This is a genomic window from Aeromonas sp. S12(2024) (assembly GCF_041402305.1).
GTDB lineage: Bacteria > Pseudomonadota > Gammaproteobacteria > Enterobacterales > Aeromonadaceae > Aeromonas > Aeromonas veronii.
In genome coordinates, this window is sequence record NZ_JBGLRB010000016.1 from 51,556 (window position 1) to 77,754 (window position 26,199).

The window sequence follows — 26,199 nt, forward strand, 5'->3', positions numbered from 1 at the left end:
CAAGTCAGGGTGCCCTAATTACATGAAAAAACACCGTCTCTGTCTGATCACCGTGGCCATGATGGCTACAGGCTGTACCACGTATCAGCACCCCGAGCCGACCCAGGCGAAGGATGCTCTCAAACAGGCCATGAACGAACAGCAGAAACAGGCTGCCCCTCTGACCGCGTTGCCCAAATCGGTGCAAAGTGAATTGCTGCAGTTGAACCGGCCGCAGATGCCGGTCGGCATGCCGGAGAAGCGGCTTCGTATCGCGGCTCACGATGTGGAGGCGGTGGAGTTTTTCGGTTCCCTGTTCAAGGGCTCCCGCTACAGCGTGGCGGTTCACCCCGGGGTGGCCGGGCTGGTCTCCGTCGAGCTCAAGGATGTGACTCTGCCGGAGGTGCTGGCGGTGGTGGGCGATATGTACGGCTTCGACGTGCAGCGCAAGGGCAATGTCTTCCATATCTATCCGGCGGGTCTGCGTACTGAAACCATCCCGGTCAACTATCTGATGATGTCCCGTCGTGGCCTCTCCCGCACCTCGGTCAGCACCGGCGGGGTGACGGCCAATGACAGCAATAACAGCAGCGACAGCAGTTTTGACAGTGCATCGAACAACAACAGCACCAATAACTCCTCCGGCAACAACTCGAACGGCAACAGCAGCAATGGCTCCCGTATCGAGACCGATACCAACAGCGACTACTGGACCGATCTGCGCGACTCTCTGCAGACCCTAATTGGCACGGGTGATGGTCGCGCGGTGATCACCAGCCCGCAGGCGGGTCTGGTCACCATTCGCGCCTACCCGAAAGAGCTCAAGGCAGTGCGTGAATTCCTGAATCAATCCGATAGTCACCTCAAGCGGCAGGTGGTGCTGGAGGCGCGGATCATCGAAGTTGCCCTCAACGAAGGGTATGAGCAGGGAGTGGACTGGAGCGGTCTTTCCGCCAGCTGGGATGGCAACAAGGGGATTACCGGTGGCGGTTCACTGGCCAATACCCAGTTACCCACCACCCCTAATCAGATCTTCACTGCACTGGGTGGCGGCGCCGGTTTCAAGGTCTCTGACGGCAACTTCAATGTAGCGGTCAACCTGCTCAAGACTCAGGGCGATGTGAATACCCTCTCCAGCCCCCGTGTCACCGCGACCAACAACCAGAAGGCGGTGATCAAGGTGGGCACGGACGAATATTTCGTCACCAATGCATCGACAACAACCGTGAGCACGACGAGCGGTGATCGAACAACGCCCAATGTAGAGTTGACCCCTTTCTTCTCAGGTATTTCTTTGGATGTAACACCACAGATCGATGAAGAGGGGAAGGTGCTGCTGCATATCCATCCCTCCGTTATCGATACTGAAGAGCAAACCAAGACCATAAAGGTGACAGACAGCGATACGCTGGTGTTGCCGTTGGCGAAAAGCTCGATACGCGAATCCGATACCGTGGTGCAGGCCAATAACGGTGACATCATCGTTATTGGCGGTCTGATGAAGACCGACAAGCAGGAGATCGTCAGCAAGGTGCCGCTGCTGGGGGATATTCCCTGGGTGGGTGAAGCCTTTACCAACCGCCGCGAGAGCACCAAGAAGGTGGAGCTGGTGATCATGCTCAAACCGACCGTGGTGGAGAAAGATACCTGGCAAAACGAGCTGCAACGCTCCTCCGAGCTGCTCGACAAGTGGTATCCGGCCAAGGGCTGACCCATGACACCAGATGCGGTCACCCTTATCCCGAACGGCCTGTGCTGCCTTGCCAGCACAGGCTGCTTGCTTGTCGTGGCAGGTGAGATCTCATGTACCTGACCCACTTCGGCCTGCAGGAGGCACCGTTCAGCCTCACTCCCAATACCGGCTTCTACTACGGCCTGCCGCCTCACGAAGAGGCGCTGCAGGTGCTCAACTGGGCGTTGGCGCAGGGGGAGGGCTTTATCAAGGTGACCGGCGAGGTAGGCACCGGCAAGACCCTGCTCTGCCGCAAGCTGCTCAGCGAGCTGGGTTCGGAAGCGCGTCCGGTGCGGCTTGCCTGGTTGCCCAATCCCCATCTCACTCCGGCCGAGCTGCGCATCGCGCTGGCGCTGGAGCTGGGGTTGGCGGTACGGGATCAGAGCGAGCTGGATCTGACCGATCGTATCCATCGTCACCTGATCAGCCTGCACCAGCAGGGCTGCAGGGTGGTGGTGCTGATCGACGAGGCGCAAGCGCTGCCGGACGAGACGCTGGAGGCGGTCCGCCTGTTCGGCAATCTCGAGACCGAATCCAGCAAGCTGCTGCAGATCGTGCTGTTCGGCCAGCCGGAGCTGGATGCCAGACTGGGCAAGCCGCATCTGCGCCAACTGCGCCAGCGGATTGGCTTCTCCTACTGCCTGCGGCCGCTGCGTTTTGACGAGACCCGCGCCTATCTGGAGCACAGATTGCAGGTCTCCGGTTACCGCGGGGCACCGCTGTTTGCAGGTCGCGCCATGCGTCTGTTGTGGCGCGCATCGCGAGGGATCCCGAGACTTATCAATATCCTGGCGCAGAAGTGCCTGATGCTGGCCTATGGTCAGGGTGTGCGTCAGGTCGATAGCCGTCTGGTACGGCTCGCCATTCGCGATACCGACGATGCCCGCCGCTTTGCGCCACGGCGCTGGTGGCCCCTGTTACTGTTGCTGGGGTGCGCCCTGGCTTATGGAGTCTGGCCATGAGCGTTATCAACCAGATGCTGAAAGATCTGGACCGGCGCCAGCAAGGATCCGAAGGTGCTGCTGTCTATATTGCCCCTGCGCGCCAGCAGGGATGGTGGATGTTGCTGCTGACCCTGATCTGCGGTCTGGCACTGGGGATCCTTGGTTGGCGAACCTGGATCTACTGGCAGCAGACCCATATCGTCTCGGCTGCCAGCGAAGTGCTAGCTCCCGATGCGGTGACTCCCGATGTGGTGGCAAGGGCCGCCGCGCCAGTCAGCCAGGTCGAGCCGGTCGAGGTTGCGGCCTCGCTGCCGCTGCCAAGCCAGGATGAGGTGAATGATGAGGCAGGCGAGAGTGACTCGGATGGCATGGCCGACGGTGCGCCCTTTGATGCCTCCAGCGATGTTGACGAGACGGAGCCGACCGATGAAGAGCTGCAGCCCGAGCTTTACGCCGAACTGGCGGCAGAGCAGCAGGCCGTCGCCAGCACGCCCCGCAAACCGAGCGTATTGAAGATCGAGACGGTCGAGCTGTCGGCCAAGGAGCTGGCGGCACTGGCGGAGCGCAAGGCGACCACCGCCATGGCCAAGGGAAGCCTGCGGGATGCGCAGGACAACTACTATCAGGTGCTGGCCCACGATCCCTACAATCAGGGGGCGCGCGAGCAGCTGGCGGGGCTGCTCTACGGCGAGGGCCGTCTGACCGAGGCGCGTCAGCTGCTGGAAGAGGGGATCCGGCTCGATCCCCAACAGGCCGATTTTCGTCTGCTACTGGCCCGCCTTGCCATCAGCGAGGGGCAACAGCAGCAGGCGCTTGGCTGGCTGTCCGGCTATCAGCCGGATCTCGCCAGCAACATGGACTACTACGCCACTTGGGCAGGACTGACTCAGGAGCTGGGCCAGAATGCCGATGCGGCGGCGCTCTATGTGAAGCTGCTGCGTCAGCAGCCGGATCAGGGCCGCTGGTGGCTTGGTCTCGGCGTGGCCGAGGATGGTCAGGGCCACAGCCAGCGGGCGCTCGATGCCTATCGCAACGCCCTGCTGCACGGCAACCTCGGCGAGGCGTCGACCAATTGGCTGGAACAACGAATTGGCCAACTAACCCCTTGATAAACAGCAGGTTCGATTAGCGAAGCGGAATCGGATGCGGCAACGGGTGTGAAGTAACAGAGATCGGAGCAAACATGGCACAACCCAGACTGAAAATGCGCCTCGGCGACCTGCTGGTACAAGAGCAGATCATCTCTGATGATCAGCTGCAGCTTGCCCTGCAGCAGCAGCGTCAGACCGGCCGCAAGCTGGGCACCACCCTCATCGACCTCGGCTTTATCAGCGAGGTGCAGCTGTTGCAGTTCCTCGCCCGCCAGCTGGATGTGCCCTTCTTCGATCTCAACAACCTGACCATCGACGCAGCTGCGGTGCCACTGCTGCCGGAAGTGCAGGCGCGTCGCTATCGGGCGCTGGCGGTCAACCTCACCGACGACAAGGTGACGGTAGCGATGTCGGATCCGGCTGATCTGAGCGCACTGGATGCCGTCGCCGCCCTGCTCAGCCCGCGCATCATGGTGCTGGCGGTGGCGAGGGAAGGGCAGTTGCTGGAGTATTTCGACCGCCTCTATCGCCGTACCCGCGAGATCGAGAGCTTCGCCGAACAGCTGCAGGAGGAGTATCAGGACTCCGGCTTCGAGCTGGGCTCCAGTAACCTAGGGGCTAACGATGAGGGGGAGGCGACGGTGGCCAAGCTGCTGCGCTCCCTGTTCGAGGATGCGGTGCAGGTGGGAGCGTCGGATATCCACATCGAGCCGGACGAGAAAGTGCTGCGCATTCGCCAGCGGATCGACGGTATCCTCCACGAGAACATCCTCAACGAGGTGCGCATCGCCCAGGCGCTGGTGCTGCGCCTCAAGCTGGTGGCGGGGCTCGATATCTCCGAGAAGCGCTTGCCGCAGGATGGCCGTTTCAATATGAAGGTGCGCGGTCGCGATGTGGATGTGCGGATGTCCACCATGCCGGTGCAATATGGCGAGTCGGTGGTGATGCGTCTGCTGGATCAATCCTCCGGCATCCTGTCGCTGACCGAGACCGGCATGCCGCCTGAGATCCTGACCCGTTTCCGTCGCCAGCTCAAACGCCCGCACGGGATGATTCTGGTGACCGGCCCGACCGGTAGCGGCAAGACCACCACCCTCTATGGCGCTCTCTCCGAGCTCAACCAGTCCAGCAACAAGATCATCACGGTAGAAGACCCGGTGGAGTATCGTCTCTCCCGCGTCAATCAGGTGCAGGTCAACCCCAAGATCGGCCTCACCTTCTCCAATGTGCTGCGCTCCACCTTGCGTCAGGATCCGGACATCCTGCTGGTGGGGGAGATGCGGGACAACGAGACGGTAGAGATCGGTCTGCGTGGCTCCATCACAGGTCACCTGGTGCTGACCACACTGCACACCAACGATGCGGTGACCAGTGCTTTGCGCCTTATCGACATGGGGGCGCCCGGCTATCTGGTGGCGAGTGCCCTGCGGGCGGTGGTCGCCCAGCGGCTGGTGCGGCGGGTATGTGAGCACTGCGTCGAGGAGAAGGCGCCCGACGAAGGGCAGGCCACCTGGCTCACCGTGCTCTCCGGCGAGGTGCCTGGCCAGCATACCTATCACAAGGGCCGGGGTTGCCAGAGCTGCAACTTTACCGGTTATTCCGGCCGGATCGGGGTCTACGAGCTGCTGGAGCTGGATCAGCCGATGATGGATGCCCTGCGCCGCAACGATGCGGAAGGGTTCGCCAAAGCGGCCCGGCAACATGAACACTACCGGCCGCTGGCCCTCACTGCCCTCGATTATGCCCGTCAGGGGATCACCTCGGTGGATGAGGTGCTGCGACTGGCCGAGGATTTGGGGTAAGCGATGGCTAACTTTGCCTACAAGGGGCGTGACAGCCAGGGCAACGCCACCAGTGGCGTGGTAGAAGCGGCCAACGAGATGGCGGCCGCCGAGCAGCTGATGCGCCGCGGGGTGATGCCCACCGAACTCAAACCGGGCAAGGCCAAGTCCGCCGCCATCGACTGGTCACTGTTGCTGGAAGGTGGCGTCAAGCTGGACGAGCTGGTGATCTTCAGCCGCCAGATGTATGCCCTGACCCGGGCCGGGATCCCGATCCTGCGCGCCATTGCCGGGCTGGAGGAGAGCACTCACAGCAAGCCGCTCAAGCGGGCGCTTCATTCGCTGGGGGAAGATCTTGGCAACGGTCGCCCGCTTTCGAGCTCGATGCAGGCGCACCCCAAGGTATTCAGCAGCCTGTTTGTCGCCATCATCCATGTGGGTGAGAACACAGGTCAGCTGGAAGAGGCCTTTTTGCAGCTCGCCAACTATTTCGAGCTGGAGCTGGAGACCCGCAAGCGCATCAAGACCGCCATGCGCTACCCCAGCTTCGTGATGATCGCCATCGGCATCGCCATGGTGATCCTCAATATCATGGTGATCCCGGTGTTTGCCGGCATGTTCGCCAAGTTCGGGGTGGAGTTGCCGCTGGCGACCCGCATTCTGCTCGCCACCTCGCACTTTTTTGTCAACTACTGGTGGCTGCTGCTCGCTATTCTGGTGGGGATGGTGTTCGGCTGGCGCCGCTGGGTCGCCACCATCAAGGGCAAGCTGACCTGGCACCGCTGGCAGCTCAAGTTGCCGATCGTCGGCACCATCATAGAGCGCTCCCTGCTGGCCCGTTTTGCCCGCAGTTTTTCCATGATGCTCAAGGCCGGGGTGCCGCTAAACACGGCGCTGACCCTGGTGGCCGATGCGGTGGATAACGCTTATATGGCGGGGCGAGTGCGGGATATGCGCGCCGGTATCGAGCGGGGCGAGAGCCTGCTGCGCACCGCCAGCAGCAGCGGCCTGTTCACCCCGCTGGTGATGCAGATGATCGCCGTGGGGGAGGAGACCGGTCAGGTCGATGACCTGCTACACGAAGCGGCCGAGTATTACGAGCGGGAGGTGGATTATGACCTCAAGAGTCTCACCGCTCGGATCGAGCCGATCCTGATCGGGATCGTGGCAGTAATGGTACTGATCCTGGCACTGGGTATCTTCACCCCCATGTGGGACATGATGCGCGCAGTTCGCGGCAAGTAACTCGGCATCTTCACGCTTGAATGGTGGGACATGATGAGAGCCGTAAGAGGCAAGTGAGCGGTGGAGTCGAGGGCTGGATGAGCAGACAGACGCAGCAGGATGATCGCTGGCTGACCGGATATCGGCGGATCGCCGTGATCATCCTGTTGATGGTGATTGTTGCTACGTTGGTGCGTAGCTATCAGGGGCACCGGGAAGAGGCGCAGCAGCTCACCCTCACCCTGCTGGGGGAGCAATTTGCCGAGCGGGCACAGCGTTTGCACGGCATTTGGCTCGATGAGCGGCGCCCGCAGACACTGCATGTCGCCGGCAAGGGGTGGCAGTTTGACGCCCGAGGGTGGCCCCTGGGGCTGGTGCCGCTGCAATCCCCTTCGGAAAATTGCCGTCAGTTGTGGCTGGCACTGATGGGTGAGACGAAGGGGGGCATGCCTCCCCTGCAGGTTCTGGCCCGTCCCGATGGCAGTGGTTGCGAGATGGGGTGGGATGGTTATTGGCTGGTTTATCAGTTTTCTGACGGGCGGGTGATGAAAAAGCCTTGAATGAAACTAATCATATGACCCAACTACATGATTTTTTTGGGCCTGCATGAAATAATGTGGGGCATTACGGAGGGAGCATGACAATGAAACCAATGGCACCATCAATGCCGGAAAACGGGATGAGGAGACTGTCTGCCGGCTTCTCCCTCATTGAGCTGGTGATCGTTATCGTGATCCTGGGGATCCTGGCGGTGACTGCACTGCCGCGCTTTCTCGATGTGACTGACGAAGCGAAAAAGGCCAGCGTGGAGGGAGTCTCTGGCGGTTTTGCTACCGGCGTTTCACTGGTGCGGGCGCAATGGGAGGCGGAAGGTCGCGCCAAACAGGACAGCCTCAATACTGTGCTCTATGACGGTAGTCGCTTCTATCTGACCACTCCGACCGATACCCAGATCAGCAACGGCGAGCTGTCGCCCGGCTATCCGATGGATACCACCGCAAGCGGTAATCCCGATGTGGATCCGGCTAATCTGACCGCCGAACGTTGTCTCAATATTTGGGAGGGGTTACTGCAAAACCCGCCCAAGGCTACGGCCAGCTTCAATGAAGTGCGCGGTAGCGGCAATGACCTGAAATACTATGCCACAGTAAGCAGTAATGGACTGGATTCGGTCTGCCGTTACTATCTGGTCAATAGTCTGAGTAAGGGCAGTGATGGCAAGTATCAGGATCCGCAAGGCAAGACTGATGCATTTATGAGTTTCAGTTACCGTCCGGCGTCCGGTCAGGTGACCACAAATATTAATTAACAGAGGAAAGTGAAATGAAAAAACAGGCGGGTTTTACCCTGATCGAACTGGTTATCGTGATCATCATTCTGGGTATTCTGGCGGTCACCGCTGCACCCAAGTTCCTGAATCTGCAGGATGATGCTCGTAAGTCTGCTGCGCAGGGTGTTCAATCTGCACTGCAGAGTGCAGCCAATTTGGTTTATAGCAAGGCTGCTTTGGAAGGCCAGGAAAAAGCATCTGCTGCGGGTGGAACCGCTCTGACCGGCATGACGGGTGTTAAAGTAATTTACGGCTATCCAACTGCTGATACCGTTTCTGCGGCTGTCACTTTGGATGGTTGGAAAGTATCTGGCGCTTCAGCTACTTCCTCGGATTTCTATCCAGATAATACCAAGGGTAACGAGTGCTATGTGACTTATACAGCAGCTACTTCGGAAACTGTACCGTTTAAGGTCGAGCTGAAGAACTGTAAGTAATAATATCTGGACAAGCGAGGCTTCGGCCTCGCTTTCTCTTTTCCCTGATGAGAAGTCCCATGCCTGCAACCAAGGGCTTTACCCTGATTGAACTGGTACTGGTGATCCTGTTACTCGGGATTCTGGCCGCCTTTGCCGTGCCCAAATGGCTGGGCAAAGGCGGCTTTGAAACTCAAACCGTGCGTGACGAGCTGCTGACCCGCTTGCGGCTGGTACAGACCGTCAATATGCATGAGCCTGCCAACCGCTGTACCCAGCTGGTGGTTGCCTCTCCCCGTTTTGCCCACCGTACTTATGCTGCGTGTCCCGCCAGCGATAATTTGGATACCAATAGTGGCTGGACTCCACAGTTGGAGACTCGTGGTCGACTGGTTACGCCCTCTGCCGGTATCTCCATCTCCCTAGATAACAACAACCGCTTCGTGCTGCGCTTCGATCAGATGGGGAGACCGCTAGGCAACTGTGCTACCGGTTGTACCTTGCTGGTGAGTGATGGCCGCGAAATCAGCCGTATCAAGATTGAATCCGAGGGGTTTATTCATGAGATCCCTTAAGCGTGGTTTTACCCTGATCGAGCTGATCGTCGGCATAGTGCTGCTGGCGGTGGCGCTGACCGGCATTCTCGGTTTACTCATCAATCAGGCGCCGCAGGCGGTGGATCCGGTGCAGCAGGTACGCGCCGCCCAGCTTGCCCAGCGCCTCTCCGGCGAGATCTTGCAAAAGTCGTTTGATGAACATTCGGATCATAATGGTGGTCGTTATCGTTGTGGCGAGCAGGTGGCAGGGGTGACCATCTCTTCCTGCTCCACCAGTTATGGCCCGGATGGCGAGCCCGCATCCTATGCCTATAACGATGTGGATGATTTCGATACCGCAGGTAGCTGGGTGGATGCCAACACCCTGACCCAAACTGAGGTGGGAGTCAGCAGCGAGGAGTATCGCAACTATCAGGTGAAAATTGCGGTGCGTGGAGCCGATTTCAGCGACGGCACCTTCAAGAGTTGTGCCGCCCCCTGCTCTGTGGGCAAGCGCATTGATCTGCAGATCAAGCTACCGGATCAGAGCGTGCTCGATTTCTCCTTTTATCGGGGGAACTACTGATGGATCGCTCCGCTATCAGGTGTTGCCTGTCTACCAGAATTTCAGCGCCCCTAGCCAACTCCGGCGCCAGATTACGCCTGGCGGCCAATCGAACCTACCGTAAACCTCGGGGTAATCGTGGCTTTACCCTGGTCGAGCTGGTGATGGTCATCCTGCTGCTCGGGATAATGGCGACCTTTACCAGCCAGTTTATCGGTATCGGTACCCAGATTTATGGCGATGCCAGCAGCCGTGAGCAGTTGATGAGCGATGCCCGCTTCGCCATGGAGCGGCTTAACCGCGAACTGCGCGATGCGGTGCCGGGATCGGAGCGGATCGAGACGACTGGCGGGGCATGGGTCGACTCCGGTGCCTGTCTGCGGTTTTGGCCCATCAGCACCTCCAGCCGCTATCTGGCGCTTAACCGTGCTATGTCGGGGAGCACGGCCACCCTTGAGCTGGTGATGGCGACCCCGGCTTCTGCTGCCAACCCACTGGATGTGGATGCCACCGCCGTCAAAAAAAATGATCAGCTGATCGTCTTCCCTGTGCCGGACAAAAATGCCGGTTCGCTCACGGCTGGCTGCGATTATGGCCGCTGCGTAGCCAGGGTCACGGATGTGCTGACGCCCGTATCCGGAGCGCAAACCATCCGCTATACCAGTGCCGAGAGCCTGGCTGGTCTCTCTCCGGGCAGCCGGGTCTACTTTGCCAACCAGCAGGTACGTTACTGTGTGGAAGGAAACACGCTGATCCGTGCCACTGCCCCCATTGGAGCATCCTTACCTGCACAAGGCGTATTGATGGCCGATTCCCTTCGTATTGGAACCTTCTATCGGGAAACCTCGGCGTTTAACGCCGAAGGGGAGTTTGGCATGCGCTTTGTGTTCGAACGCAAGGGGGAGTCGGTCACCTTCAACCACAAGATAGAGGTGTTCAATGTGCCCTGATCCACAGGCTTTCGGACGGATGCGAGGCAGTGCCTTGATGATCGCCCTGTTTGTGATTGTGGTGATGGCACTGCTGGCGGCTGCCATGGGCCGTTTTCTGGTCGATAGCGGTGAGAAAAATACCGTGGAGGTGCGCAGCGTGCGGGCCCTGCTGGCCGCCCAGAGCGGGCTGGAAGTGGCGCTTTATCGGTTGTTCCCCAAGCGCACGCTTGCCCAACCGACCCCCCCAGCGGTCTGCCTGGCAAGCAGCCCACTGAGCTTTGCCAGCAATCCAGGGCTGACCAACTGTCAGGCTGTGGTTCGTTGCGCCACGGTGCCGGTGACCTACAACGGATCTGTGACCAATGGCTATCGTCTCGAGAGTGTCGGAACCTGTGGCAGCTCGGACCTTAACAGTGCCAACCCTGATTTTGCCGTGAGCCGAACCCTGATGGTCGAAGCTTATGATGGAGGCCAGATATGAGCCAAAAAATGAAGTGTTTTTTGCTATGGCTGCTGCTTTTGGTCTCTCAGTTGGCTCGAGCAGATATTGTTTTACCTGGACAGTTTTTGATTGGTGATAATACAAGTAATGCCCTTCGTCCAACTACCTTGGTTTCGACTCGATTTTCGGCTTACATACCTGTCAACCCTATCCATTTTTATATTAGTCACCCTGTGACCTTATCCGAGCTCCGGCTTGAGAGCGCTACTGGTTTGGATGCAGGAGCTAATTTTGTTATTTGGGACAGCCTAGGAAATGTAGTGCTGAATGAGAGGGCTAATGACTATTCACGGGATAGGGTATCTCGTTATGGCGGATGGTTGCTAAACCCCGGTGAGTACAAGATGGCTGTTTGGGGTGGTTGTTTTTCAAATGGGTACTATTGGGGGGCGTATGACCCTTATTGTAGAGACTGGGATGACTTTTCATTCAAAGATATAAGGTTGGTAACCAATGGTGCTACGACAGCGTTCCATTTTATTGAACGTTCCCATATAGGTGAGAATACTGATGCTACTCGCTGGTATCCCCCCGCGCCAAACGGTACTTATATATTGTATCAATTCACGCTTAATAAGCGGTCACAATTGAATGCACTCACGTTATATAACTTGCGTGATTGGGGCGTGAATAACGGTTCACGCATGTTCATCCGTCCAGTTGGTAGTGCATATACACCATTGGTTTATTACTTCAATAGCAATGGGGATGTCAATTGGAATATAAACTATGAGCTTGCTGCTGGTAATTACGAATTATGGATCGAAACAGTAAATGCCAGAGATAGGGATGATATAAGCTGGGATGATATGATCCTGCGTTACACGCCTAAAAATGATATTCCTGTACTTGATGATTTATGTACACAGGTTTTTCCTTATCCAGCCCAAGGTCGAGAAAGTAGCGACAGAATTGACTTCTCAGGGAATACGAATTATACGGCAGGGCAGTTATTTGGTTCTCAAGGGGGGCGCCTTGGATACGGTCCTAATGGTCAGATAAAAGGTACATCTGGTCTAAACTGTGATAATAGCGCTTGTGTTGCTGCAGGTATGGTAAATGGCTGGTCTGGCGCTCCCTCTTCCCGGTTTCCATTAAGTGCAGGTAGTAACATTTCCGTTGGTTTTGCCGAAACGCGTTTTCTCACTGCCGTAGAGGGCAATCAGTTTGGGACAATTAGCACAGCTCATCAGTCACAAATAAATATCGAGAACTCGGGTATTAGCATTAAAGTTCTTGACTTGGGAAGTGGGCGTGGTGGTAGAGATTATACGGTGAAGTTGGCCGCTGGCGATTACTGGATCGAAACATTGAAGATGAATAATGATACATCGATCATTGTTGATGGCCCGGTTCGTATATTTGTTAAAAATCTCGATATGGGATCGGCTAGCTACATTAACAGTCCTGGCTCAAATATTTCCGGTGACATCAGTAAGTTACTGATGGTTGTTTATGATAGTGCATATTTAGCCAATGGTTCAACCCTATCCGGGATGGTCTATCAAGCAGATAGCTCAGCTAAAACTATTAACTTATCTTCTGCTTCATATTTAATGGGGCGCGTGAATGGTAAATCCGTGGTGTTAGGCAATAACTCGCGCATCGATAGCCAATCTTTCCAATGTACAGCTACGGCGGTTGTTGACCATTATGAGGTTTATTATCCTTCTTCCTCATTGACGTGTGAACCCGCACAGGTTCGGCTTGCCGCGTGTCTTGATAACAGTTGTAGCCAACTTTATAAAGGTAATGCCAGTGTCAGTATGACGCCGAGCAACGGATGGAGTAGTAACCCAGTCAGCTTGGGTAGTTCAGGAACAGCTGATATCACATTATCTTCTCTGGCTGCCAAGAGTGTTGTCATTGGGTTATCAAGCGCAAATCCCTCGGCGTTATTACGTTGTTATCGCGATGGTGTGCTTGATAGCAGTTGTTCTATGAATTTTTCCGATGCTGCTCTGCAGTTTGATTTCTCCACCTTTTATGCCGGTAGTTCAACAAACTCGACGATTCGAGCCATTAAATCCAGCGATGTTGGAGCAACCAAGGTATGCGTTCCATTATTGACAGGAAATCAGACCCTGCAATTCGGCTCTACCAAGGTCGTGTCTGATACTGCCAGCAATGCAGTGCCGACGATCAATGGCAGCACAATATCGCCAAGTGGGAACGTTAACGTATCGTTCGATAGCAATGGAGTTGGCCAGTTGACGTTGCAATATCCGGATGCCGGTGTGTTGCGACTGGATACTACTTTCCTTAAGAATGATGTCACAGGCACCCTCAAGTTGACCGGTAGTGATACCGTTGCCGTGATTCCCAAAGCGATCGCACTCCAGGCTCAAGGACAGAGTGTGTGCTCGGGAAATAACGACAGTACTTATGCCACTTGTCCTATCTATCGCAAAGCGGGCGAGCCTTTTACTTTACAAGCCAGTGCAGTCAATACTCAGGATCAGTTAACCCCAGGGTTTACTACCAGTAATAAAACGCTCTCTTGGGCCCTGTTAGCGCCGACAACGGGCGTCAGCGGAGCATTTTCGCCAACCACGATCACGTTGGCGAGCGGGGTAGCAAACGTGACTGCGAATTGGTCTGAGGTAGGGGTGATCCGGTTAGGCGTCAGCAACTTTGTGCCTTATCCCGCTTATCAGGATGAATTACCCCAACTTGAGACTGTGTTGCGATGGAGCGTACCCATCGGTCGTTTTGTCCCTTGGGATTACAGTTTGAGTAATGGCTTTATCACGCCTGCCTGCAATGCCTTTACATATATGAGCCAGCCCTTTGCCAGCGGTTTTGTCCTCACTGCACGCAATCTGCAGAAAGGGACGACAGAGAACTATAAGGGGGCGTTCGCTAAAGGGGTTGCTGAGATGGTGGCTGCCAATGCTCTGGATGGGGTTGCGCGTGACAAGCGTATTACACTATCTCCCTCGCTCAGCTGGGCAAGTGGTATTGCGAGCGTTAATCAGCAGTCACCTTTGGGGCTGAATACCCGCTTTGATCGTGCTGCGAGTCCAGAAGCACCTTTCGCCACGTTGAGCTTTGGTCTCAAAGTCGATGATATGGATGGCGGCAATACACTGTTGGCTAATCCAAATATGAATACTGCTGTCGCTGGGTCATGTTCCGGGTCGGGGTGTAATGCGGTGCTGCTGGGTACTCAAAAGCTGTTGTACGGCCGCCTGCAGGCTGGTACGGCGGCGGGCCTGGCCTCGGCGCCGCTGGCCATTCCACTGCAGATGCAATATTACGAAGGGGGCAACTGGCTGCAAAACAAGGAAGATCAATGTACCCAGCTCTCTTTGGCCAATCAGGGGTTCATTTTTCTTAATCCGAGTCACACCTTTGATGCGGCGACTCGCGAGCTGAATCTGGGGGCGGGCCGCAAGATCAAGCTGGGGTTGGGTAGTTCTGCACCGGGTGGGGATGCTGCACTGGCGAAAGATGGGGAGATCTTGTTCCACTTTGCCAAGCCGGACATCTCGGTGCGCATCCCCTACAAGGTCGAATTGGCAAAACAGCCGTCGCAGCCCCTCTGGTTGTCTGACCCAACGAGTGCCAATGACGGCAACCTGCAAGGTGAGGCCATTTTCGGCTCCAGCCGGGGTAATGACAGAATTATTTATCGGCGCGAAGTATTGCACTGAATGATGTGAAAGGGGGGCTGACTCAACAGCATCCCCCTAAATCCTTGTTTATTAGTGTTTGCAAGCGTGTCCGAGTGAGTGATGACTCGCATTTTTGTCGCGCCTGATTGATTGGCGACAGTTTGAGCGCTTGCCCATTGGGGTGGGCATTGGTAAAGTTAGCCGGTTTTCTGCACCTCCAAATTCTTAGGATTTCCCGTAGCCATGTTCAAAAAGCTCAGAGGCGTCTTTTCCAACGATCTGTCGATCGATTTGGGAACTGCCAACACCCTGATCTATGTAAAAGATCAAGGGATCGTCCTTAACGAACCCTCAGTTGTCGCCATTCGCCAAGAGCGCGGGAACGCCAAATCGGTCGCTGCTGTCGGTCATGCCGCCAAGCAGATGCTGGGCCGTACCCCGGGCAACATTTCCGCAATCCGCCCGATGAAAGATGGCGTGATCGCCGATTTCTACGTGACCGAGAAGATGCTGCAGCACTTCATTAAACAGGTTCACGACAACAACTATTTCCGCCCCAGCCCGCGTGTGCTGGTGTGTGTACCGTGCGGTTCAACCCAGGTTGAACGTCGCGCCATCAAGGAGTCCGCACTGGGCGCCGGTGCCCGCGAGGTCTACCTGATCGACGAGCCTATGGCTGCTGCTATCGGTGCCGGCCTGCCGGTATCCGAAGCGACCGGTTCCATGGTGGTTGATATCGGTGGTGGTACCACTGAAGTGGCCATCATCTCTCTGAACGGTGTGGTCTACTCCCAGTCAGTCCGTATCGGTGGCGACAAGTTTGACGAAGCGATCATCAGCTACGTCCGTCGCAACTACGGCAGCCTGATCGGTGAAGCGACTGCCGAGCGCATCAAGCACGAGATCGGCTCCGCCTATCCGGGCGAAGAGGTGCGCGAGATTGAAGTCCGTGGCCGCAACCTGGCTGAAGGTGTACCGCGCAGCTTCACTCTCAACTCCAACGAAATCCTGGAAGCGCTGCAAGAGCCGTTGTCCGGTATCGTGGCTGCCGTCATGGTGGCGCTGGAGCAGTCTCCGCCGGAACTGGCTTCCGACATCTCCGAGCGCGGCATGGTGCTGACCGGTGGTGGCGCACTGCTGAAAGATATCGACCGTCTGCTGATGGAAGAGACCGGCATTCCTGTCGTCGTGGCCGAAGATCCCCTCACCTGTGTGGCCCGTGGCGGCGGCAAGGCGCTGGAGTTGATCGATATGCACGGTGGCGATCTGTTCCACTACGAATAAGACCCAAAGCCGGCCAGCGTGCCGGCTCTTTTTTGACGACCCATGAAACCCATTTTTGGTAGAGGCCCTTCGCTTCAGTTACGGTTGTTTCTCGCCGTCATCATCTCCATCGCTGCCATCGTCGCGGATTCCCGCTTCGGTGTGTTTACCCATGTCCGCGTCTACCTCAGTTCGTTAGTCAGTCCCCTGCAATACATGGCCAATGCGCCCGGCACCCTGCTCGACACCATGTCGACCCAGGTGCAGACCCGCGCCGATCTCATCGAGCAGACCAAGCAGCAGGAGCAACAGCTGTTCACCCTGCGTGCCCGTCTGCTCAAAATGGATCAGCTGGAGCACGAGAATCAGCGGCTGCGTGAGCTGCTCGGTTCGCCGGTGCACAAGGAGTCCCGCAAGATGGTGGCCGAGCTGCTGTCAGTGGATTCCGACCCCTTCAGCCATCAGGTGCTGATCAACAAGGGGGCGCTGGATGGCGTCTACAACGGTCAGGCGGTGATCAACGATCAGGGGGTGATTGGTCAGGTGCTCCACGTGGGCTCCACCACCAGTCGCGTGCTGCTGATCACCGACTCCAGCCACGGCATTCCGGTGCGGGTGCTGCGCAACGACTTGCGCGCCATTGCTTCCGGCAGTGGTGAACTCGACAAGCTTGAGCTGCGCAACCTGCCGCGCAACACCGATATTCAGGTGGGTGACCTGCTGGTCACCTCGGGTCTGGGTGGCCGTTTCCCGGAAGGCTATCCGGTGGCGACCGTGACCCGCTCCGAGTATGTGGAGGGCAAGCCCTTCGCCCAGGTCGAGGCCAAACCGCTGGTGGAGCTGGACAGACTGCGTTATCTGCTGCTGCTGTGGACCGACAAGAAGCCTGAAGTACATGATGAGGATGGCGAACGGGCGGCTCCCGCTGCGTCCGCCGCAGGAGCCACCCGCTGATGCTAGAACCCGCCAGCGGCAGGATCTGGATCTGGATCTCGATCCTGCTGGCCTTGAGCCTGTCGATCCTGCCGCTTCCTTTCGAATTTGACCCCTTCCGCCCGGACTGGCTGGCCATGGTGCTCATCTACTGGGCACTGGCCTTGCCGCACCGGACCAACGTCGGCACCGCCTGGGTGGCGGGCCTGCTGCTGGATGTGCTGCTTGGCAGTACCCTCGGCGTGCGGGCGATGGCGATGGCCATCACCACCTATCTGGCGGCCTTCCAGTTCCAGAAGATCCGCAACTTCTCCCTCTGGCAGCAGGCACTGATCATCGGTGGCCTCTCGCTGGTGGGTAAAATGACGGTATTCTGGGCCGAGCATCTGTTCAGCCAGGCCAGTCTCAACTTCTCCTACTTTTGGTCGACGTTGACGACGATGCTAATATGGCCCTGGGTGTTTCTGGTGCTGCGCAAGGTGCGGCGCCGCTTCAATATCAGGTAAATATGAACAAAAACAACGAACCACAACTCTATCTCGCCTCGGCTTCTCCCCGTCGCCGTGAACTGCTGACCCAGATTGGCTACCGCTTCGAGGTGCTGAAACTGGATGTGCCCGAGCAGCGGGAAGAGGGTGAAAAGGCGCAGGATTACGTCTGCCGCCTCGCCCGTGACAAGGCGATGGCGGGCGTGGCGTGTGCGCCGACGGCGTTGCCGGTGCTTGGCGCCGACACCATAGTGGTGCTGGGCGACCGGGTACTGGAGAAACCGTCCGATCTGCTGGATGCCAAGGATATGCTGGAGTCCCTCTCCGGCAAGGTGCATCAGGTGATGACGGCGGTAGCGCTGGCCAGCAAGGATCGTTGTGACGTGCGTCTGGTCACCACCAACGTGGCGTTTCGCAAGCTGGACGAGGCCGAGATCGAGGCCTACTGGCAGACTGGTGAGCCCTGTGACAAGGCCGGGGCTTATGGCATTCAGGGTATTGCCGGCAAGTTTGTCAGCCGCATCGAAGGGAGCTATAGCGCCGTGGTCGGCCTGCCCCTGCTGGAGACAGACTTGCTGATCAAGCATCATCTGGAACAGCTCAAATAATTTCCCGTCAGCTGTGCTCTGCTGCGTTTCTCCCTTGCGCGCGTTGTACCGGATTGGCTCTATAGAATTCAAAACTGGAACAGGCAAGGTTACTTATGTCGGTAGAACTGCTGGTTAACGTTACCCCCTCCGAAACCCGGGTCGCTCTGGTCGAAAACGGTCTGCTGCAGGAAGTGCATGTAGAGCGTCAGGCCAAACGCGGCATCGTGGGCAATATCTACAAAGGCAAGATCAGTCGGGTGCTGCCCGGCATGCAGGCGGCATTCGTCGATATCGGCATGGACAAGGCGGCGTTTCTCCATGCCTCCGACATCGTGCCGCACACCGAATGTGTGGCGGTGAAGGAGAAGGAGCAGTTTCAGGTCGGCAACATCGCCGAGCTGGTGCGTCAGGGGCAGGACATCATGGTGCAGGTGGTGAAAGATCCGCTGGGTACCAAGGGTGCCCGTCTCACCACCGATATCACCTTGCCATCCCGCTATCTGGTCTTTATGCCGGGCAGTGCCCACGTCGGTGTCTCCCAACGTATCGAGTCCGAAGCAGAGCGGGAGCGCCTCAAGCGCACCGTAGCTGGTTATGTGGACGAGCTGGGTGGCTACATCATCCGCACCGCCGCCGAAGGGGTGGGGGAGCAGGAGCTGGAGCAGGATGCCGCCTTCCTGAAGCGTCTGTGGCGCAAGATCCTCGAGCGCAAACAGAAGTATCCACCCTGCAAGATCCTCTACGAGGATCCCAGTCTGGCATTTCGGGTAGTGCGTGACTTTGTCGGCGCCGAGCTCGACAAGATCCGCGTCGACTCCCGCCAGAGCTTCGATCAGCTAAAGCGCTTCACCGAAGAGTACGTGCCTGAGCTGGCCAGCAAGCTGGAGTATTATCCCGGCGAGTCGCCTATCTTCGATCTCTACGACGTGGAGAACGAGATCCAGCGGGCGCTGGAGCGCAAGGTAGAGCTGAAATCCGGCGGCTACCTCATCATCGACCAGACCGAAGCCATGACTACGGTGGATATCAACACCGGCGCCTTTGTCGGCCATCGCAATCTGGAAGAGACCATCTTCAATACCAACGTCGAGGCGACGGCGGCCATCGCCCGTCACCTGCGCCTGCGCAACCTTGGCGGCATCATCATCATCGACTTCATCGATATGCAGTCCGAGGATCACCGCCGTCGGGTACTGCACAGTCTGGAGCAGGCGCTGTCAAAGGATCGTGCCAAGACCAACGTCAACGGCTTCTCCCAGCTGGGTCTGGTGGAGATGACCCGCAAGCGCACCCGCGAGAGTCTGGAGCATGTGCTCTGCTCCGAGTGCCCCGAGTGCAAGGGACGCGGCCGGGTCAAGACGGTGGAGTCGGTCTGCTTCGAGATCCTGCGGGAGATCATCCGGGTCAATCGTGCCTACGATGCGGATCAGTTCACCGTCTACGCGGCCCCGGCCGTGGCCGACTACCTCCATGGCGAGGAGTCCCACAGTTTGGCTGAGCTGGAAGTGTTTATCGGCAAGCAGGTGCGGGTAGTGAGCGAACCCCTCTGCGGTCAGGAGCAGTTCGACGTGGTGATGATGTAATTGGTCTATCGCTGGCTGAGTCGGGGCTGGTTGGCCCTGGGGGTCCTGTTCGTACTGATGGCCATGCTGGTCACCCTGGTACGGGTCGGGGGCCCTTTGCTGAATCAATACCGGGAGAGTCTGATCCACACTCTGCTGGGTGATTCACAACTCAAGGTCAGCGTGGAGCAAGTGGGGCTGGACTGGACACAGTCCGGGCCCGCCCTCGAGCTGCAGCAACTCGCCATCGCCCCGGATTCGGGGCGTTTTGCCGTACAGCTCGGCAAAGCCTGGGTGCACCTCGACTTCTGGCGCACCATTAACGAGCTCAAGCCGGTGTTTGGCGAGCTGATCCTGAGCGATGGCGATATCACCATCGACTTGCGCCAACCGGCTGACGACAGCCCCTCCGGCGATCCCCAGCAGGGCGCCCTGCTGCGCTTTCTGCTGACCCAGCTCTCTACCTTCGATGTGCACAACACCCGTCTCAGCGTCACCACCTCCCTCGGTGATCTGCGCGCCCTCGACATCGCCCAACTGCGCTGGCAGAACCGTGGCAAGCGCCATCAGGGGGTCGGCAAGGCTTACCTCATCAACGGGGTGGGCGAGAGCACCCTCGATCTGATTCTGGATGTGGACGCCCCGACTGCCCGGCTCGATCGCCTCAAGGGTCAGCTTTATCTGGGGGCTCGCCAGCTCGATATCACCCCGACCCTGGCCAAAATCCATGCGGGCGAACCCAAGGTTGCCGGTCAGCTCGACTTTCAGCTCTGGAGCGAGTTTGACAGCGGCAAGCTGGGCAATACCCTGCTGGCATTCGGCTCCAACTACCTGATCTGGAAGGATCCCAAGAAAGGGGAGATGCACCGTTTCGGTCTCGATGGTGGCAAGATCCAGCTGCGCCGTGAGGGCACCGACTGGCAGCTGGCCAGCCACAACGTCACCTTCAAGCTGGATGGCAAACCCTGGTTGCAGAGCCGCTTGCAGCTGGAGCGGATCGGGGATCGGGTGCAGGGCTATCTGCCCAGCATAGAGTTCGACAAGATCACCCAGATCAGTCAGCTGGTCTCGGCGCTCTACCCCACACTCTGCGAGACCCTGCGCCAGACCAATCCGCAGGGTTCGGTGCAGGATCTGACGCTGCTGGCCAACGCCGACTGGCAGGATCTCTCCCTCAGTGGTCGCTTCAGCAAGGTGCGTCTCAAGGCCTGGCAGGATATACCCGGGATGCAGGATCTCAACGGCGAGTTCTGGCTTACCCCGACCGGCGGTAGCGCCAGATTGGCGCTGGCGAACGACAAGGTGGATCCCACCCGTCACTTCAAGATGCCGATCCCGGTCGACAACTTCTCGGCCCGCCTCGACTGGTGGCGCGAGGAACAGGGCTGGGTGCTCTACGGGCAGGATATCGCGCTGGATAACCCGGATCTGACCCTGGCCAGCCGTTTCCGCCTCGATCTGTTCGAGCACCCTTTCCTCGCCCTGACCGGTCGCATCGATGTGAAGAATGCGGGCCATGCGGATCGCTACTTCCCGCTGCAGGCGATGGACAAGGGGCTGGTGGATTACCTGAGCGGCGCCATCAAGGGGGGGAAGGCCAAGGGGGCCGACCTGCTCTGGTATGGGGAGTTTCGGGATTTCCCCTACGACAACGGCAAGGGCATCTTCCAGGTGGCGGTGCCGCTGGAGCAGGCCACCTACGAGTTCTTCCCCGGTTGGCAACCGCTTACCGACCTGCAGATCGATCTCTTGTTCCAGAATGCCGGTCTCGATATGCGCAGCCGATCCACCAAACTCGGCAAGGCGAGCTCCGACTCGGTGCATGCCTGGATCCCGGATCTCTCCCCCGGCGCCCACCTCTATGTGGATGCCAAGGTGCAGGGGGAGGGCAAGGCCATCAGCGACTACCTGCAGGACTCCCCGCTGGGCAGTTCGGTGGGACAGGCGCTGCGGGAGATCGAGATCCGCGGCCCGATGGCAGGATCGGTCAAGCTCGATATTCCTCTCGATGGCGAGAGCGAGGTGAAGGCGAGCGGCGATGCCACCTTTAGCAACAACAAGGTGCGGGTCGCCAGTCTGGATCTGCCGCTGGAGAAGGTGCAGGGGCGCCTTGAATATGACAACCAGCAGACCCGTTTCAACAACCTCAAGGCGAGCCTGTGGAACCAGCCGCTGACCCTCGACTATCAGGGGCGCCAGCATCCGGATCACTATCAGGTCGACCTCGATTTCAAGGGGCAGTGGGATAGCCGCCGCCAACCCGCCGCCATCTCTTCATTCGGCATTCTCAACGGCCGCAGTAACTGGGGCGGCAAGCTCGGGTTGACCCTGCCCGACAGCAAGCCGTTCAGCTTCCAGCTGGCGCTCGACTCCAACCTGCAGGGGATGGGGCTGGATCTGCCGCTGCCACTGGCCAAGAACAGTGCCAGCCGGCTGCCGCTCAAGGTTATCGCCCGTGGCCGAGATGGCAGCGCCGACATTCGTGCCGTGCTGGGGGCGGATGTGGATATGCAGACCCGACTGGTCTACGGCGAAGGGGTGCCTTATCTCAGTCGGGTGCGGGTCGATGTGGGTCAGCCGGGCGCCCGGGTAATGCGCGATGCTCCCATGCTGCTTGCCATCAACCAGCAGGAGGCCGATGTGGGCGGCTGGCTGGCGCGACTCAAGCAGTGGCTGCCAGCGCAGAACCAGACCGGCAATGCGGTGGTCGGCCCCGCCTTCCTACCGCAGGAGTGGTGGGTGGATGGGCAACTGGCTCGCGCCTATATCGGCAGTGCCACCCTCAAGGCGGCGCGTTTCACCGTGGGGCCGACCAATCAGGCGACCGAAGTGATGATCGACAGCCCCGACGTGATGGGGGTGATCCGCCTGCCTGCAGTAGCCAATCGTCCGGTGGATGCCAAGTTTGCCCGCATCTACTGGTCCGGCAAGAGTTCGGATCTCAGCCCGGATCCCGATGCGCAGCAGGACAACGCCATCATGGCATCCATCCCCTGGTTGAAGGTGAGCTGTGTCGATTGCCGCTTTGGCGAGCTACCTCTTGGTGAAGTGAAAGGGGAGCTGGTGCCCGGCGCCAACAAGGTGACACTCAAGGGGCTGGATGTGCGGCTGGCGGGTAGTCAGCTCACCGGCAGCGTCGACTGGCTGGCCGATGGCAACCGGATGCAGACCCGTGCCCGTGGCAAGCTGACCAGCAACAACAGCGAGCTGCTGCTCAAGCGGCTCGGTTACACCTCGCCCATCGGCGATGCCCCCGGATCTCTCGCTTTTGATCTGAACTGGCAGGATGTGCCCTATCGCCCGAGCCTGCCGACTCTGGGGGGAAGTGCCAACTATCAGCTGGAGGGCGGCACTCTGCGGGAGGTCAACGACAAGGGGGCGCGGCTGCTCTCCCTGCTCAGTCTCGACTCCCTGCTGCGCAAACTGCGCCTCGATTTTCGCGATGTGTTCGACAAGGGTTTCTACTTCGAATCCATGTCCGCCTCTGCCACCATCAAGCAGGGGCAGGTCAGCAACGATGATTTCTATATGAAGGGGGCGGCAGGCAACCTGCGCGGCGAGGGGATCGCCGATCTGGTGCGCTGGCAGCTCGACTACGAGCTGAGCTTCTCCCCCAATCTGGGGGGCACCCTGCCGGTGGTGGCGGCTTTCTCCATCACGCCGGTCACGGGTCTCTATGTGCTGGCCCTCTCCAAACTGCTGGAGCCGGTGGTGGATGTGGTGACCCGCATCGATTTTCGCATCTCGGGCCCGCTCGACGCACCCAAGCTGATCGAGGCGGGACGAGATCGCGCGCGCATCAAGCTCAACCAGCAGCAGAAAGAGGCGGTTGACGCCGTTGCTCCCAGCCTGCCGACCCAAGAGGTGACCCCTTTCCTGCTGAGCCCCAAACATGCGGGGCCCGCTCAGCGCTGAACGAGCGGCCCGGCACCATCACAAGGAGTGAGCCATGATCCGACATATCCTGCTGATCGCCTTCAAACCGGGCACCCAGCCTGCCCAGATAGATGCGGTGCGTACCGCCTTTCTCGCCATTCCCCATCAGGTCAGCGGCGTGACCGCCGTGGAGTGGGGGGAGAATGACAGCCCGGAGGGGAGGGATGGTGGCTTTACCCACAGCGTACTGATGACCTTTGCCGACGAAGCTGCCCGCCAGCGCTATCTGCCCCATCCTGATCACGATGCCCTCAAGGCCATCTTCCGCCCGGTGCTGGCGCGCATCATAGTGCTGGATTACACCCTGCAGGCGGGTGATGCTGTCACCATCTGATGGCCCAAGCGACAAGGAGAACGTCATGTGGTTAGCCGCAATACAGCTGGTATCTGGCCGTCACTGGCAGGATAACCGGGAGCAGATCGCCGCCGAGCTGGCCGCCTTGCCCAAAGAGCGGCCGCTGCTGGTGCTGTTGCCGGAGAACTTTGCCCTGTTTGGCGAACGGCAGGGTTATCTGGATGGGGCCGAGGCCATAGGTGAGGGCCCGATCCAGCAGCAGCTGGCTGAATGGGCCCGCGATTATGGCATCTGGCTGGTGGCCGGGGCTATGCCGACAAGAATGCCGACCACCATCGCCGATTCCGACCATATCCACACCAGTTCGCTGGTGTTTGACCCAAGCGGTGAGCTCAGGGGCCACTACCACAAGATCCACCTGTTCGACGTGGATGTGGCGGACAATCACGGTCGCTACCGTGAGTCGGAGACATTCAGCCCCGGCGAGTGGCCTGTGGTGGTGGACTCTCCCTTTGGTCCCCTCGGCCTCTCGATCTGTTATGATTTGCGCTTTCCCGAGCTCTACCGTCAGTTGGCCCGAGCCGGTGCCCGTGTGTTGCTGGTGCCTGCCGCCTTTACCGCCGTGACCGGCGAGGCGCACTGGGAGCCGCTGCTGCGGGCCCGCGCCATCGAAAACCAGTGCTACGTAGTCGCGGCCAATCAGGGCGGTACCCACGAGACGGGGCGCCAGACCTGGGGCCACAGCATGGTGATCGACCCCTGGGGTCGGGTGCTGGCGAGCAAAGAGTCCGGGTGCGGCACCGTGCTGGTGAAGATGGAGCCCGGGCTTATCGACGAATTGAAACGCACCATGCCAGTGCTGCAACACGCCCGTTTGCTCTGATGGTGTGGTGAAAAATTGAAACGCAGCCGTTTGCCCGTGCTGGAGCATGCCCGTTTGTTGTGATGGTGTGGCTTGTTGCCAACCCGTCGGCAAGACGATTTAAAACAGCTCGCTACGAGAGTGGAGAAGAAGATTGAGTCTATTGAGCCAGGTTAGTGCCTCCCTGTTGGCCCCGAACGACCTCGACGAAGGGCGCCTGCAGCAGTTGCTCGGCAGCCTGATGAGTCATCAGGTGGAGTTCGGCGATCTCTATTTCCAGCGCAGCTGGCACGAGTCCTGGATGCTGGAAGATGGCATCGTCAAGGATGGCAGCTACAACATCGATCAGGGTGTGGGGGTGCGCGCCGTCAGCGGCGAGAAGACCGGCTTTGCCTACTCGGACGAGCTGAGCCTGCTGGCGCTGCAACAGTCGGTGACTGCCGCCCGTGGCATCGCCGCTGCCGGTGCTCACGGCAAGGTGAAGGCATGGGCCAGAACCTCCGCAAACCTGCTCTATCCGGCCATGGATCCGCTGCAGACCCTCGACAAGCACCAGAAGATTGCCCTGCTGGAGCAGATGGACAAGTTCGCCAGGAGTCTGGATCCCGCCATCAATCAGGTGATGGCCTCCATCAGCGGCGTCTACGAAGAGGTGCTGGTGGCCGCTACCGACGGCACCCTGGCCGCCGATGTGCGTCCGCTGGTGCGGTTGTCGGTGACCGTGATTGCCGAGAAGGGCGATCGCCGCGAGCGTGGCAGTGCCGGTGGCGGCGGGCGCTTTGGTTACGACTGGTTCCTCGAACTGGACGGGCTGGAGAGCCGCGCTTTTGGCTATGTGCGTGAAGCGGTGCGTCAGGCGCTGGTCAATCTGGAAGCCATCGACGCGCCAGCCGGCACCATGCCGGTGGTGCTGGGCTCCGGTTGGCCCGGCGTGCTGCTGCACGAGGCGGTAGGTCATGGTCTGGAGGGGGATTTCAACCGCAAGGGATCTTCCGCATTTGCTGGCCGCATCGGCGAGCAGGTGGCCTCCAAGCACTGTACCATCGTCGATGATGGTACCCTGCCGGGTCGCCGTGGTTCCGTCTCCATCGATGATGAGGGGACGCCGGGTGGTTATAACGTGCTGATCGAGAACGGTATCCTCAAGGGTTATCTGCAAGATAAACAGAACGCTCGCCTGATGGGTGTGCCGCTCACCGGCAACGGTCGCCGCGAATCCTACGCCGCCATGCCGATGCCGCGCATGACCAACACCTACATGCTGGCGGGTCAGTACGATCCGGCCGAGATCATCGCCTCGGTGAAGAAGGGCATTTATGCTCCCAACTTTGGCGGCGGTCAGGTGGACATCACCTCCGGCAAGTTTGTCTTCTCCGCCTCCGAGGCTTACCTCATCGAGGATGGCAAGATTACCGCTCCCATCAAGGGCGCAACCCTGATCGGCAACGGCCCCGAGGCGATGAGCCAGGTCTCCATGGTGGGTAGCGACCTTGCGCTGGATCGCGGTGTCGGCATCTGCGGCAAGGAGGGGCAGAGCGTACCGGTCGGTGTCGGCCAACCCACCCTCAAACTGGACCAGCTCACCGTGGGTGGCACTTCGTAGGTTTGGGTTAGCTGCGCA

General features: G+C 58.8%; 22 protein-coding genes. All 22 read left to right on the forward strand.

From position 1 onward, the window contains the following. Positions 1-22 precede the first annotated feature (22 nt). The 22 genes from mshL (at position 23) to tldD (ending at position 26,181) form a co-directional block, all read left to right on the forward strand. Complete coding sequence (mshL, locus tag ACB035_RS15370) at positions 23-1,690, forward strand: pilus (MSHA type) biogenesis protein MshL (protein WP_371167615.1); 1,668 nt, start codon at positions 23-25, stop codon at positions 1,688-1,690. Between the two features lie 92 nt (positions 1,691-1,782). Then, on the forward strand, positions 1,783-2,673 hold the full coding sequence (locus ACB035_RS15375) for an ExeA family protein (RefSeq protein WP_005348609.1): 891 nt from the start codon (positions 1,783-1,785) through the stop codon (positions 2,671-2,673). Continuing rightward, positions 2,670-3,764: a tetratricopeptide repeat protein gene (locus tag ACB035_RS15380; RefSeq protein ID WP_371167616.1), complete on the forward strand. Its 1,095-nt coding sequence runs from the start codon at positions 2,670-2,672 to the stop codon at positions 3,762-3,764. Before ACB035_RS15375 ends, ACB035_RS15380 begins: the two co-directional genes overlap by 4 nt. Positions 3,765-3,838: 74 nt before the next feature. Further along, entirely contained in the window at positions 3,839-5,548 is a 1,710-nt protein-coding gene (mshE, locus tag ACB035_RS15385; RefSeq protein WP_371167617.1) for an MSHA fimbrial ATPase MshE, read from the forward strand. 3 nt (positions 5,549-5,551) lie between these two features. Beyond that, on the forward strand, positions 5,552-6,772 hold the full coding sequence (locus ACB035_RS15390; protein ID WP_335812750.1) for a type II secretion system F family protein: 1,221 nt from the start codon (positions 5,552-5,554) through the stop codon (positions 6,770-6,772). A 77-nt stretch (positions 6,773-6,849) separates the two neighbouring features. Then, positions 6,850-7,311 (forward strand): hypothetical protein, encoded by a 462-nt coding sequence (locus ACB035_RS15395; RefSeq protein WP_005340030.1) that lies wholly within the window; start codon positions 6,850-6,852, stop codon positions 7,309-7,311. Positions 7,312-7,388: 77 nt separating this feature from the next. Beyond that, positions 7,389-8,060 (forward strand): type II secretion system protein, encoded by a 672-nt coding sequence (locus ACB035_RS15400; protein WP_371167618.1) that lies wholly within the window; start codon positions 7,389-7,391, stop codon positions 8,058-8,060. Between the two features lie 14 nt (positions 8,061-8,074). After that, positions 8,075-8,518: a prepilin-type N-terminal cleavage/methylation domain-containing protein gene (locus ACB035_RS15405; RefSeq protein ID WP_120416282.1), complete on the forward strand. Its 444-nt coding sequence runs from the start codon at positions 8,075-8,077 to the stop codon at positions 8,516-8,518. 59 nt (positions 8,519-8,577) lie between these two features. Beyond that, positions 8,578-9,072, forward strand: coding sequence for a prepilin-type N-terminal cleavage/methylation domain-containing protein (locus tag ACB035_RS15410; protein ID WP_139405096.1), 495 nt, complete (start codon positions 8,578-8,580; stop codon positions 9,070-9,072). Further along, complete coding sequence (locus ACB035_RS15415; protein ID WP_201954087.1) at positions 9,059-9,619, forward strand: prepilin-type N-terminal cleavage/methylation domain-containing protein; 561 nt, start codon at positions 9,059-9,061, stop codon at positions 9,617-9,619. Before ACB035_RS15410 ends, ACB035_RS15415 begins: the two co-directional genes overlap by 14 nt. Next, a complete protein-coding gene (locus ACB035_RS15420) occupies positions 9,619-10,548 on the forward strand; it encodes a PilW family protein (protein ID WP_371167619.1) in 930 nt (309 codons plus the stop codon). Before ACB035_RS15415 ends, ACB035_RS15420 begins: the two co-directional genes overlap by 1 nt. A 37-nt stretch (positions 10,549-10,585) precedes the next feature. After that, positions 10,586-11,011 (forward strand): MSHA biogenesis protein MshP, encoded by a 426-nt coding sequence (locus ACB035_RS15425; RefSeq protein WP_111900315.1) that lies wholly within the window; start codon positions 10,586-10,588, stop codon positions 11,009-11,011. After that, the gene (locus ACB035_RS15430) at positions 11,008-14,688 is read left to right on the forward strand and encodes a DUF6701 domain-containing protein (RefSeq protein ID WP_371167620.1); all 3,681 of its coding nucleotides are present in this window, start codon (positions 11,008-11,010) and stop codon (positions 14,686-14,688) included. Before ACB035_RS15425 ends, ACB035_RS15430 begins: the two co-directional genes overlap by 4 nt. Before the next feature lie 204 nt (positions 14,689-14,892). Beyond that, positions 14,893-15,933, forward strand: coding sequence for a rod shape-determining protein (locus ACB035_RS15435; RefSeq protein WP_005340051.1), 1,041 nt, complete (start codon positions 14,893-14,895; stop codon positions 15,931-15,933). Positions 15,934-15,975: 42 nt separating this feature from the next. After that, on the forward strand, positions 15,976-16,866 hold the full coding sequence (gene mreC / locus ACB035_RS15440; RefSeq protein WP_005340053.1) for a rod shape-determining protein MreC: 891 nt from the start codon (positions 15,976-15,978) through the stop codon (positions 16,864-16,866). Continuing rightward, positions 16,866-17,351 carry a rod shape-determining protein MreD gene (mreD, locus tag ACB035_RS15445; protein ID WP_005340054.1) on the forward strand — a complete coding sequence of 162 codons (486 nt, stop codon included), beginning with the start codon at positions 16,866-16,868 and terminating at the stop codon, positions 17,349-17,351. Before mreC ends, mreD begins: the two co-directional genes overlap by 1 nt. Positions 17,352-17,353: 2 nt before the next feature. Then, positions 17,354-17,941, forward strand: coding sequence for a nucleoside triphosphate pyrophosphatase (locus tag ACB035_RS15450; RefSeq protein WP_005340055.1), 588 nt, complete (start codon positions 17,354-17,356; stop codon positions 17,939-17,941). A gap of 95 nt (positions 17,942-18,036) precedes the next feature. Then, on the forward strand, positions 18,037-19,506 hold the full coding sequence (rng, locus tag ACB035_RS15455) for a ribonuclease G (protein ID WP_005340056.1): 1,470 nt from the start codon (positions 18,037-18,039) through the stop codon (positions 19,504-19,506). Continuing rightward, positions 19,507-23,400 carry a YhdP family protein gene (locus ACB035_RS15460; RefSeq protein WP_371167621.1) on the forward strand — a complete coding sequence of 1,298 codons (3,894 nt, stop codon included), beginning with the start codon at positions 19,507-19,509 and terminating at the stop codon, positions 23,398-23,400. It begins immediately after the preceding gene. Positions 23,401-23,434: 34 nt separating this feature from the next. Next, on the forward strand, positions 23,435-23,755 hold the full coding sequence (locus tag ACB035_RS15465) for a Dabb family protein (RefSeq protein WP_371167622.1): 321 nt from the start codon (positions 23,435-23,437) through the stop codon (positions 23,753-23,755). A gap of 25 nt (positions 23,756-23,780) precedes the next feature. Beyond that, positions 23,781-24,599, forward strand: a complete 819-nt coding sequence (locus ACB035_RS15470) for a carbon-nitrogen hydrolase family protein (protein WP_371167623.1) — start codon at positions 23,781-23,783, stop codon at positions 24,597-24,599. A 133-nt stretch (positions 24,600-24,732) separates the two neighbouring features. Then, complete coding sequence (tldD, locus tag ACB035_RS15475; RefSeq protein ID WP_042052567.1) at positions 24,733-26,181, forward strand: metalloprotease TldD; 1,449 nt, start codon at positions 24,733-24,735, stop codon at positions 26,179-26,181. Positions 26,182-26,199: the final 18 nt, after the last annotated feature.

Coding starts and splice junctions, on each gene's coding strand:
- mshL (WP_371167615.1), top strand. CDS start 23: ATGAAAAAACACCGTCTCTGTCTGATCACCGTGGCCATGATGGCTACA.
- ACB035_RS15375 (WP_005348609.1), top strand. CDS start 1,783: ATGTACCTGACCCACTTCGGCCTGCAGGAGGCACCGTTCAGCCTCACT.
- ACB035_RS15380 (WP_371167616.1), top strand. CDS start 2,670: ATGAGCGTTATCAACCAGATGCTGAAAGATCTGGACCGGCGCCAGCAA.
- mshE (WP_371167617.1), top strand. CDS start 3,839: ATGGCACAACCCAGACTGAAAATGCGCCTCGGCGACCTGCTGGTACAA.
- ACB035_RS15390 (WP_335812750.1), top strand. CDS start 5,552: ATGGCTAACTTTGCCTACAAGGGGCGTGACAGCCAGGGCAACGCCACC.
- ACB035_RS15395 (WP_005340030.1), top strand. CDS start 6,850: ATGAGCAGACAGACGCAGCAGGATGATCGCTGGCTGACCGGATATCGG.
- ACB035_RS15400 (WP_371167618.1), top strand. CDS start 7,389: ATGACAATGAAACCAATGGCACCATCAATGCCGGAAAACGGGATGAGG.
- ACB035_RS15405 (WP_120416282.1), top strand. CDS start 8,075: ATGAAAAAACAGGCGGGTTTTACCCTGATCGAACTGGTTATCGTGATC.
- ACB035_RS15410 (WP_139405096.1), top strand. CDS start 8,578: ATGCCTGCAACCAAGGGCTTTACCCTGATTGAACTGGTACTGGTGATC.
- ACB035_RS15415 (WP_201954087.1), top strand. CDS start 9,059: ATGAGATCCCTTAAGCGTGGTTTTACCCTGATCGAGCTGATCGTCGGC.
- ACB035_RS15420 (WP_371167619.1), top strand. CDS start 9,619: ATGGATCGCTCCGCTATCAGGTGTTGCCTGTCTACCAGAATTTCAGCG.
- ACB035_RS15425 (WP_111900315.1), top strand. CDS start 10,586: ATGATCGCCCTGTTTGTGATTGTGGTGATGGCACTGCTGGCGGCTGCC.
- ACB035_RS15430 (WP_371167620.1), top strand. CDS start 11,008: ATGAGCCAAAAAATGAAGTGTTTTTTGCTATGGCTGCTGCTTTTGGTC.
- ACB035_RS15435 (WP_005340051.1), top strand. CDS start 14,893: ATGTTCAAAAAGCTCAGAGGCGTCTTTTCCAACGATCTGTCGATCGAT.
- mreC (WP_005340053.1), top strand. CDS start 15,976: ATGAAACCCATTTTTGGTAGAGGCCCTTCGCTTCAGTTACGGTTGTTT.
- mreD (WP_005340054.1), top strand. CDS start 16,866: ATGCTAGAACCCGCCAGCGGCAGGATCTGGATCTGGATCTCGATCCTG.
- ACB035_RS15450 (WP_005340055.1), top strand. CDS start 17,354: ATGAACAAAAACAACGAACCACAACTCTATCTCGCCTCGGCTTCTCCC.
- rng (WP_005340056.1), top strand. CDS start 18,037: ATGTCGGTAGAACTGCTGGTTAACGTTACCCCCTCCGAAACCCGGGTC.
- ACB035_RS15465 (WP_371167622.1), top strand. CDS start 23,435: ATGATCCGACATATCCTGCTGATCGCCTTCAAACCGGGCACCCAGCCT.
- ACB035_RS15470 (WP_371167623.1), top strand. CDS start 23,781: ATGTGGTTAGCCGCAATACAGCTGGTATCTGGCCGTCACTGGCAGGAT.